This window comes from Marilutibacter aestuarii (assembly GCF_006546775.1).
Classification (GTDB): domain Bacteria; phylum Pseudomonadota; class Gammaproteobacteria; order Xanthomonadales; family Xanthomonadaceae; genus Marilutibacter; species Marilutibacter aestuarii.
Window position 1 is genome coordinate 1 of the sequence record NZ_VICE01000015.1, and the last position, 8,268, is coordinate 8,268.

The 8,268-nt window shown below is 68.8% G+C and carries 6 protein-coding genes; 4 read left to right on the plus strand and 2 right to left on the minus strand.

Going from position 1 to position 8,268, the window contains the following annotated elements; all coding sequences use genetic code 11:
• Positions 1-199 precede the first annotated feature (199 nt).
• Complete coding sequence (locus FKV25_RS02140) at positions 200-1,057, plus strand: 23S rRNA (adenine(2030)-N(6))-methyltransferase RlmJ (protein ID WP_141517154.1); 858 nt, start codon at positions 200-202, stop codon at positions 1,055-1,057.
• A gap of 21 nt (positions 1,058-1,078) precedes the next feature.
• On the opposite strand, the gene FKV25_RS02145 is transcribed toward FKV25_RS02140, so the two are convergent.
• Complete coding sequence (locus FKV25_RS02145; protein WP_141517155.1) at positions 1,079-1,993, minus strand: cation diffusion facilitator family transporter; 915 nt, start codon at positions 1,991-1,993, stop codon at positions 1,079-1,081.
• A gap of 198 nt (positions 1,994-2,191) precedes the next feature.
• Here FKV25_RS02145 and FKV25_RS02150 point away from each other — a divergent pair, with 198 nt between their 5' ends.
• Together FKV25_RS02150 and mfd are read left to right on the plus strand one after the other, a co-directional pair.
• Entirely contained in the window at positions 2,192-2,755 is a 564-nt protein-coding gene (locus FKV25_RS02150) for a GNAT family N-acetyltransferase (RefSeq protein ID WP_141517150.1), read from the plus strand.
• Positions 2,756-2,955: 200 nt separating this feature from the next.
• Positions 2,956-6,462, plus strand: coding sequence for a transcription-repair coupling factor (mfd, locus tag FKV25_RS02155; RefSeq protein WP_141517151.1), 3,507 nt, complete (start codon positions 2,956-2,958; stop codon positions 6,460-6,462).
• Positions 6,463-6,519: 57 nt separating this feature from the next.
• Here the strand turns inward: mfd and FKV25_RS02160 are convergent, their stop codons facing one another.
• Complete coding sequence (locus FKV25_RS02160; protein ID WP_141517152.1) at positions 6,520-7,683, minus strand: integron integrase; 1,164 nt, start codon at positions 7,681-7,683, stop codon at positions 6,520-6,522.
• Between the two features lie 168 nt (positions 7,684-7,851).
• Here FKV25_RS02160 and FKV25_RS02165 point away from each other — a divergent pair, with 168 nt between their 5' ends.
• Positions 7,852-8,169: a hypothetical protein gene (locus FKV25_RS02165; protein WP_141517153.1), complete on the plus strand. Its 318-nt coding sequence runs from the start codon at positions 7,852-7,854 to the stop codon at positions 8,167-8,169.
• Positions 8,170-8,268: the final 99 nt, after the last annotated feature.

The following is an 8,268-nucleotide window of genomic DNA, read 5'->3' on the forward strand; positions in this document are numbered from 1 at the left end:
GGGGATTGGGGATTGGGGATTGGGGATTGGGGATTGGGGATTGGGGATTGGGGATTGGGGATTGGGGATTGGGGATTGGGGATTGGGGATTGGGGCCAGCATATCCGCCGCCCCATCAGCCATGCACCCCGTTCGCCCGCGCATCGACACTTGCGCGGCCGGAGCCCGTAGGATGGACGTCCTGCCGACGGACCTGCCGATGAACTACCGCCACGCCTTTCACGCCGGCAACCACGCCGATGTCATCAAGCACGTCGCCCTGCTCGCGGTCTGCGATGCGTTGTGCGCCAAGCCGACCCCGGTGTTCGCCATCGACACGCACGCCGGGCGCGGCCTGTATCGCCTCGATGCGGAGGCGGCGCGGCGGACGGCCGAGGCCGACGGCGGCATCGGCCGCCTCATCGCGAGCGCGCGCCAGGTCGCACCGGTCGAACGCTACTTGCAGGCGGTACAGGCCTGCCGCATGGCGCACGGCGCGGACACCTACCCCGGCTCGCCCTGGCTGCTCGCCCATGCCCTGCGCGAACACGACCGGATCGCCGCCTGCGAGCTGCAGGCGGAGGAAGCCCATGCGCTGAAGACGGTCTTCGCCGGCGATCGCCGCGTCGCGGTGCACGCGCGCGACGGCTATGCCGCGCTCAAGGCCCTGCTCCCGCCGCGAATCGGCGAGATGCGCTTTGCCCGGGGCCTGGTCCTGATCGATCCCCCCTACGAAGCGCAGCTGGAGGAGTTCGACCATGCCCTCGCCGCTCTCCGGCAGTCGCTCGAGCGTTGGCCGCAGGGCATCTACATGCTCTGGTATCCGATCAAGCGCCGGCGCGCCCTGCAGCCCTTCTTCCGCCGGGCCGCGACCCTGCCGGCGAAGGCCTCGCTGGTCGCCGAACTGATGGTGCACCCCGACGACTCGCCGCTGCGCATGAACGGCAGCGGCCTGCTCGTGCTCAACCCGCCGTGGCACCTCGACGCCACGCTGCGCACCGCGCTCAAGCCACTGGCCGAGGCGCTGGGCGAAGCCGGGGCCTCGTGGCGGCTGGACTGGCTGAAATCCGCCGCCTGAGCGGACCGCCCGGGGCCGGGATCAGATCCCGGCCTTGACGTCGGGTTCGAAGAAGCTCCAGCGGATGTCGGGGAACGCGTCCTTCATGCCGCGTTCGACCGTGTTGATCTGATCGACCAGGCTGCGCGCGTCGGTGGCGCCGCGCATCTGCGCCTGCACCGACACCAGCATGTCGTTGCCCAGTTGCAGCGTGATCAGGCTGATCAGCCGCTCGACCTCGGGGCGCGACTCCAGGTGGGCGCGGATCTGGCGCTGGCGCTCGGGATCGACGCTCTGGCCGATCAGCATCGCCTTGACCTCCACCGCCACCAGCACCGCGATCACGATCAGCAGCACGCCGATGCCGATGGTGCCGATCGCGTCCCAGATGGGGTTGCCGGTCACCACCGCCAGCACCACCGCGACCAGCGCGAACATCAGGCCAAGCAGCGCCGCGAGGTCTTCGCCGAAGATCACCACCAGCTCGCTCTGCCGGCTTTCGCGGAACCATTGCCAGAGGCCGCGGCCGGCGCGTGACTTGTTGACCTCCTGCATGCAGGCGCGCATCGAAATGCCCTCGACGATGATGCCGAAGATCAGGACGCCCACGGCCCACCACCACTGCCTGAGCTCTTCGGGGTGCTGCAGCTTGTGGATGCCCTCGTAGAGCGAGAACATGCCGCCGACGGTGAACAGCATCACCGCCACCAGGAACGACCAGAAGTAGATCGCCTTGCCGTAGCCCAGCGGATACTCCGGCGAGGCCGGCCTGCGCGCCTGTTTCATGCCCAGCAGGAGCAGGCCCTGGTTGCCGCAATCGGCCAGGGAGTGGACGGTCTCGGCGAGCATCGCGCCGGAACCGGTGAAGAACGCCGCTACGCCCTTGGCGACCGCGATCGCGAAATTGGCGCCCAGGGCGAAGAAGATCGCGCGGGTCGAGTCACCACCACCGGCCATGATCACATTCCATGCATTGAGGCTGCGCGAGTCTAGCATCGCCGGGGGCGTTTCCATGGCCCCGGCAGCGGCGCGGCGTCCGCTTTTTCGGGCCCGGCGCGTTGTCCCGCAACAAGGGTGAGCGTCCGGCTCCCCGCCATCGAGAAGGTGATCGCCAGATGAAGATGTCGTCCACCCCTCATGTGCCAAGATCCCGCCATGGCTACGCGTGACCGCCTGCCGCCATGGCATGAGCTCCAGCGCCTCCCCAACGGGCGCGAGGTGCTCATACGCCCGATCCGCCCCGAGGACGCGGGCCCCATCCGCGCCGCCTTCGGCCTGCTGCAGCCCGAAGAAGTCCGCCAGCGTTTCCTGCACACGATGAAGGAACTCTCGCCGGACGCTGCCGAGCGCTTCACCCGGATCAACCCCAAGACCGAGTTCGCCCTGGTGGCCGCCGAACCGCTGCCGCCCGGCGAGGCCCTGGTGGGCGCGGTCGCCCGGATCGTGCTCGACCCGGACGCGCACAATGCCGAGTTCGCGATCCTGGTGAGCCATTACATCGCCGGCATGGGACTGGGGCGCTACCTGATGACGCGCATCGTCAAATGGGCCCGAGGCAAGCACGTCCGGCACGTCTATGGCGACGTGCTCGAGCACAACCTGCCGATGTTGCAACTGGCCGAGTCGCTGGGCTTCGTGCGCCACCAGCAGCAGGACGCGCCAGGCCTGGTGCGGGTCATCCTCGACCTCAGCCCGACGCCGCTGCAAGCCGCTTCCTGAGGGGCGCTGACCGACTCGCCCGCGACCGGGACCGCATGCCCCCATCACCGGGCCGCCAGGCAGGGCCCTGATCGGCGCTTGAACCGGTACGGCCGCACCGCCCGGTTGCCGCGACCGGCGCGGTAAACTGCGCGATCCGTCATGCGCGCGGGGCAGCCTGCTGCCCCGCGCCGTCGCCGTTTCCATCCCCCGCCCTGCCGATGCCCCGCTCCGACGACCGTCCCACCGCCGTACCGTCCCCGCCCCTGCCCCGCCCCGGCCAGCAACGTGCCTGGTGGCGCGCCCCTGCGTCTGCGTCCGCGCTGGCCTGGCATGTCGCGCAGGCGGCGCGGGCCCATGACGGTCCCGTGCTCGCCGTGGCGCGCGACAACCACGGCGCCCACCAGTTGGAAGCGGACCTGCGCACCCTGATCGGCGCCGACTCGACGCCGGGCGGCGCGCTGCCGGTGCTGCCCTTCCCCGACTGGGAGACGCTGCCCTACGACGTCTTCAGCCCGCATCCGGACATCGTCAGCCAGCGCCTGTCGGCCCTGCACCGCCTGCCCGGCCTGCGCCGCGGCATCGTCGTGGTCCCGGTACAGACCCTCATGCAGCGCCTGGCACCGAAGCGTCACATCGTCGGCGGGAGCTTCGACGTCGCCCTGGGCCAGCGCCTGGACCTGGACGCGGAAAAACGACGCCTGGAGTCGGCCGGTTACCGCCATGTTCCACAGGTCCTGGACCCGGGCGATTTCGCGGTTCGCGGTGGCCTGCTGGACGTGTTCCCGATGGGCGCAGAGCAGCCCTTCCGCGTGGAACTGCTGGATGACGAGATCGACACCATCCGCGGCTTCGACCCGGAAACCCAGCGCTCGCTGGAGAAGATCGACGGCGTGCACCTGCTCCCCGGCCGCGAGATGCCGCTCGACGAGGCGTCGCTCAAGCGCGTGCTCGACACCATGCGCGAACGCTTCGACCTCGACACGCGGCGCAGCGCGCTCTACCAGGACCTCAAGGCCGGCCTCGCGCCCTCGGGCGTGGAGTACTACCTGCCGCTGTTCTTCGACCAGACCGCGACCCTGCTGGACTACTTCGGCGACGACACGCTGCCGTTGCTGGGCGAAGGCGTCATCGAGGCCGCCGACGCTTTCTGGAAGCAGACCACGGAGCGCCACGAACAACGGCGCCACGACATCGAGCGGCCGGTGCTGCCGCCGGCCGAGCTGTACCTGTCGCCCGACGCCCTGCGCGAACAGCTCAACACCGCGCCGCAGACCGGCGGCCGTCGCATCGAGATCTGCGGCGAGACGCATCCGCAGCGCGAGCGCGCGGTGGCGCTGGGCGACCAGCCCGCGCCGCCGCTGCCGGTGGTCGCGCGCGACCACGCGCCCGGCGAGGCGCTGGTGTCGTTCCTGTCCAGCTACCCGGGTCGCGTGCTGGTGGCCGCCGACTCGCCGGGCCGGCGCGAGGCGCTGCTGGAAGTCCTCGATGCCGCCCGCCTGAAGCCCGACGTGGTGGCCGACTGGCCGGCCTTCCTCGCCGGCGACATGCGTTTCGCCATCGCCGTCGCCCCGCTGGACGATGGCTTTGCGCTCGACACGCCGCAGCTCGCCGTCCTCACCGAGCGCCAGCTGTTCCCCGAGCGCGCCAGCCAGCCGCGCCGGCGCCGGCGCGCGGGGCGCGAGCCCGACGCGATCATCCGCGACCTGGGCGAGCTCACCGAAGGCGCGCCGATCGTCCACGAAGACCACGGCGTCGGCCGCTATCGCGGCCTGGTGCTGCTCGAGGCCGGCGGCGAGCCCGGTGAATACCTGGAGATCGAGTACGCCAAGGGCGACCGCCTCTACGTGCCGGTCGGCCAGCTGCACCTGATCAACCGCTACTCCGGCGCCTCCGTCGAGACCGCGCCGCTGCACTCGCTTGGCGGCGAGCAGTGGACGAAGGCGAAGAAGAAGGCCGCCGAGAAGGTCCGCGACGTCGCCGCCGAACTGCTCGAGATCCAGGCCAAGCGCCAGGCCCGCGCCGGCCTCGCGATCGACGTCGACCGCGCGATGTACGAACCCTTCGCCGCGGCCTTCCCTTTCGAAGAAACGCCCGACCAGCACGCCGCGATCGAAGCGGTCATCCGCGACCTGGGCTCCAGCCAGCCGATGGACCGCGTGGTCTGCGGCGACGTCGGCTTCGGCAAGACCGAAGTGGCGGTGCGCGCGGCCTTCGTCGCCGCCAGCGCGGGTCGCCAGGTGGCCCTGCTGGTGCCGACCACCCTGCTCGCCGAACAGCATTACCGCAACTTCCGCGACCGCTTCGCCGACTGGCCGCTGCGCGTGGAAGTCCTGTCGCGATTCAAGACCACCAAGGAAATCAAGGCCGAGCTGGACAAGCTCGCCGACGGTCAGATCGACGTGATTGTCGGCACCCACCGGCTGCTGCAGAAGGACGTACGCTTCAAGGACCTGGGCCTGGTCATCGTCGACGAGGAACAGCGTTTCGGCGTTCGCCAGAAGGAGGCGCTCAAGGCCCTGCGCGCCAACGTGCACCTGCTCACCCTCACCGCGACGCCGATTCCGCGCACGCTCAACATGGCCATGGCGGGCCTGCGCGACCTGAGCATCATCGCCACCCCGCCCGAGCACCGCCTGGCCGTGCAGACCTTCGTCGTGCCCTGGGACGATGCCCAGCTTCGCGAAGCCTTCCAGCGCGAACTCGCGCGCGGCGGCCAGGTCTACTTCCTGCACAACGACGTCGAGAGCATCGGCCGCATGCAGCGCGAGCTGCAGGCGCTCGTCCCGGACGCGCGCATCGGCATCGCCCATGGCCAGATGCCCGAGCGCGAACTCGAGAAGGTCATGCTCGACTTCCACAAGCAGCGCTTCAACGTGCTGCTGTGCACGACCATCATCGAGTCCGGCATCGACATCCCGAACGCGAACACGATCATCATGAACCGCGCCGACAAGTTCGGCCTCGCCCAGCTCCACCAATTGCGCGGCCGCGTCGGTCGATCGCACCACCGCGCCTACGCCTACCTGGTGATCCCCGACCAGCGCTCGATCACCGCCGACGCACAGAAGCGCCTGGAGGCGATCGCCTCGATGGACGAACTCGGCGCCGGCTTCACCCTGGCCACCCACGACCTCGAGATCCGGGGCGCGGGCGAGCTCCTGGGCGAGGACCAGAGCGGGCAGATGGCCGAAGTCGGCTTCAGCCTCTACACGGAACTGCTCGAACGTGCCGTGCACTCCATCCGCCAGGGCAAGCTCCCGGACGTGGACGGCACCGAGTCGCGCGGCGCCGAGATCGAGCTGCACATCCCGGCCCTGATCCCGGACGACTACCTGCCCGACGTCCATACCCGCCTGACCCTGTACAAGCGCATCAGCGGCGCCCGCGACGCCGACGCGCTGCGGGAACTCCAGGTGGAGATGATCGACCGCTTCGGCCTGCTGCCCGATGCCGCCAAGCACCTGTTCGCCATCGCCGAACTCAAACTGGACGCCACCCGGCTGGGCATCCGCAAGCTCGACCTGGGCGAGAACGGCGGCCGCGTGCAGTTCGTCGAAAAGCCCGACGTCGACCCGATGGCCATCATCAAGCTGATCCAGGGCCAGCCCAGGCACTACCAGATGGACGGGCCAGACAAGCTGAAACTGAAGCTCGAGTTGCCCGATGCGCTCTCGCGCCTCGCCGCGGCCAAGGGCCTGCTGCTGATGCTGGGCAAGGGCGGCTGAGGCTGAGCGCGCCGCCCACCGGAGCGCTTGCGCGTCCCCATGGCGTTCGGGTGCACCTCAAGCCAGGGCATCGACCGCGGGTGACGCCAGGGATGGTGGCGCTTGGGCACCAGCCACACAGGGTGCCGGCCCCTCGGCCACGCCGCCGCGGTCCAACGGACTGAGCACGCCGCCCGCGCCGCGGCCCAGCACATGGGCGTAGACCTGGGTCGTGGCCACGTCCTTGTGTCCCATCAGTTCCTGCACCGTGCGGATGTCCTGTCCGGCGTCCAGCAGGTGGGTCGCGAACGAGTGCCGCAGGGTGTGGCAGCTGGCCGGCTTCGCGATGCCCGCCCGGTCGCGCGCGGCACGGAACGCGCGTTGCAGCACCGACTCGTCGACATGATGCCGGCGCCTGAGGTTCGTGCGGGGATCGCGGGACAGTCGCGCCGCCGGGAACAGGTATTGCCAGCCCAGGGTGAACCCGGCATTCGGATACTTCCGCTCCAGCGCGTGCGGCAGGTGGACGCCGGCGACACCTGCCAGGCGGTCCTGCCCATGCAACACCTTCACTTTGTCGCGTTGCCGCTGCAGGTCCAACTTCAAGCGCTGCGGCAGTGGCACGCGACGGTCCTTGCCACCCTTTCCGTCGCGCACGCATATCTCGTTGCAGTCGAAGTCCACGTCCTTCACCCGCAGCCGATGGCATTCCATCAGCCGCATGCCCGTGCCGTACATCAGCGCGGCCACCAGCCAGCACTGGCCGTCAAGGAGCGCAAGCAGGCGTCCCACCTCCTCGCGCGACAACACCACCGGCAAGCGCGCCGGCCGATTCGCCCGCACCACCGACTCCATCCACTCCAGTTCGATCCCCAGCACCTGCCGATACAGGAACAGCAAGGCGGAAAGCGCCTGGTTCTGCGTGCTGGCCGCCACCCGTCCCTTCACCGCCAGCTGCGTCAGGAAGGCCTCCACCTCCTTTTGGCCCATGTCCCTGGGATGGCGCTTGCCATTGGCCAGGATGAAGCGCCGCGCCCAGTCCACGTACGCCCGCTCCGTGCGGACGCTGTAATGCAGCACCCGGCAGCGCGCACGCAACCGGTCCAGCAGCCGCGGCGACCCGGGAAGCGGGTCACGAGCAAGCGCCAAGCCAGTGGATCGCCCACCCGGCGCAATCGCCTCCGCCCGTCCCTGCAGCCTTTCACTCCCGATTAGCACCCCATTTTCGAGCGTCCTTGCCATACCGCCTCCAATTCGCCTGATATCCAGGAAGCATCGGCTTGAGGCAAGTCGACTACAATCATCCAAGTCCTTGAATACCTGTAGGATTTGTCTGATTGACGCCACACCCGGCGCCGACCCACAATCCGTTATCACCCCACTTTTGGGGTCTACTTGGTGTTAGGGCCCATGGGCGAGATCGCGTACCAATTGGCAAAGGAACCCACACATTCTGGTGAGTTCATCGGCCTCGACCTGGTGCCCGATGACCTGCAGCGGCCCTTCTGGGTGTGGTCTGGTGTCGGCTATCACACGCATGCGGCAAGGATCTCTGTTCGCGAGCTGCTCACGGCATGGCCTGAACACCTCTCCCTCGTCAGCTCCTGGTTAGAGCCACTATTGCTCGGTCATAATCATGGGGGCTCGGAGTTCGCGGCAGCAGTATTGGCGGCCTACGAGCGCCACCATCACAAGCAGGCTCCGGTAGTTGGCACGTGTGGGCCCTAACGAATCCGTAGGGAGCTTCCCGTCAACCCGGGGCGCATGACGTCCTTGCCTTGAGCTTGAGGCTTGGCTGTTTCCTCGTTGTAGTGGGTGTTGCGTTTT

Bases quoted from the DNA above. Each gene is read 5' to 3' on its own strand.
- FKV25_RS02140 (WP_141517154.1), top strand. From the start codon at position 200: ATGAACTACCGCCACGCCTTTCACGCCGGCAACCACGCCGATGTCATC.
- FKV25_RS02145 (WP_141517155.1), bottom strand. From the start codon at position 1,993: ATGGCCGGTGGTGGTGACTCGACCCGCGCGATCTTCTTCGCCCTGGGC.
- FKV25_RS02150 (WP_141517150.1), top strand. From the start codon at position 2,192: ATGGCTACGCGTGACCGCCTGCCGCCATGGCATGAGCTCCAGCGCCTC.
- mfd (WP_141517151.1), top strand. From the start codon at position 2,956: ATGCCCCGCTCCGACGACCGTCCCACCGCCGTACCGTCCCCGCCCCTG.
- FKV25_RS02160 (WP_141517152.1), bottom strand. From the start codon at position 7,683: ATGGCAAGGACGCTCGAAAATGGGGTGCTAATCGGGAGTGAAAGGCTG.
- FKV25_RS02165 (WP_141517153.1), top strand. From the start codon at position 7,852: ATGGGCGAGATCGCGTACCAATTGGCAAAGGAACCCACACATTCTGGT.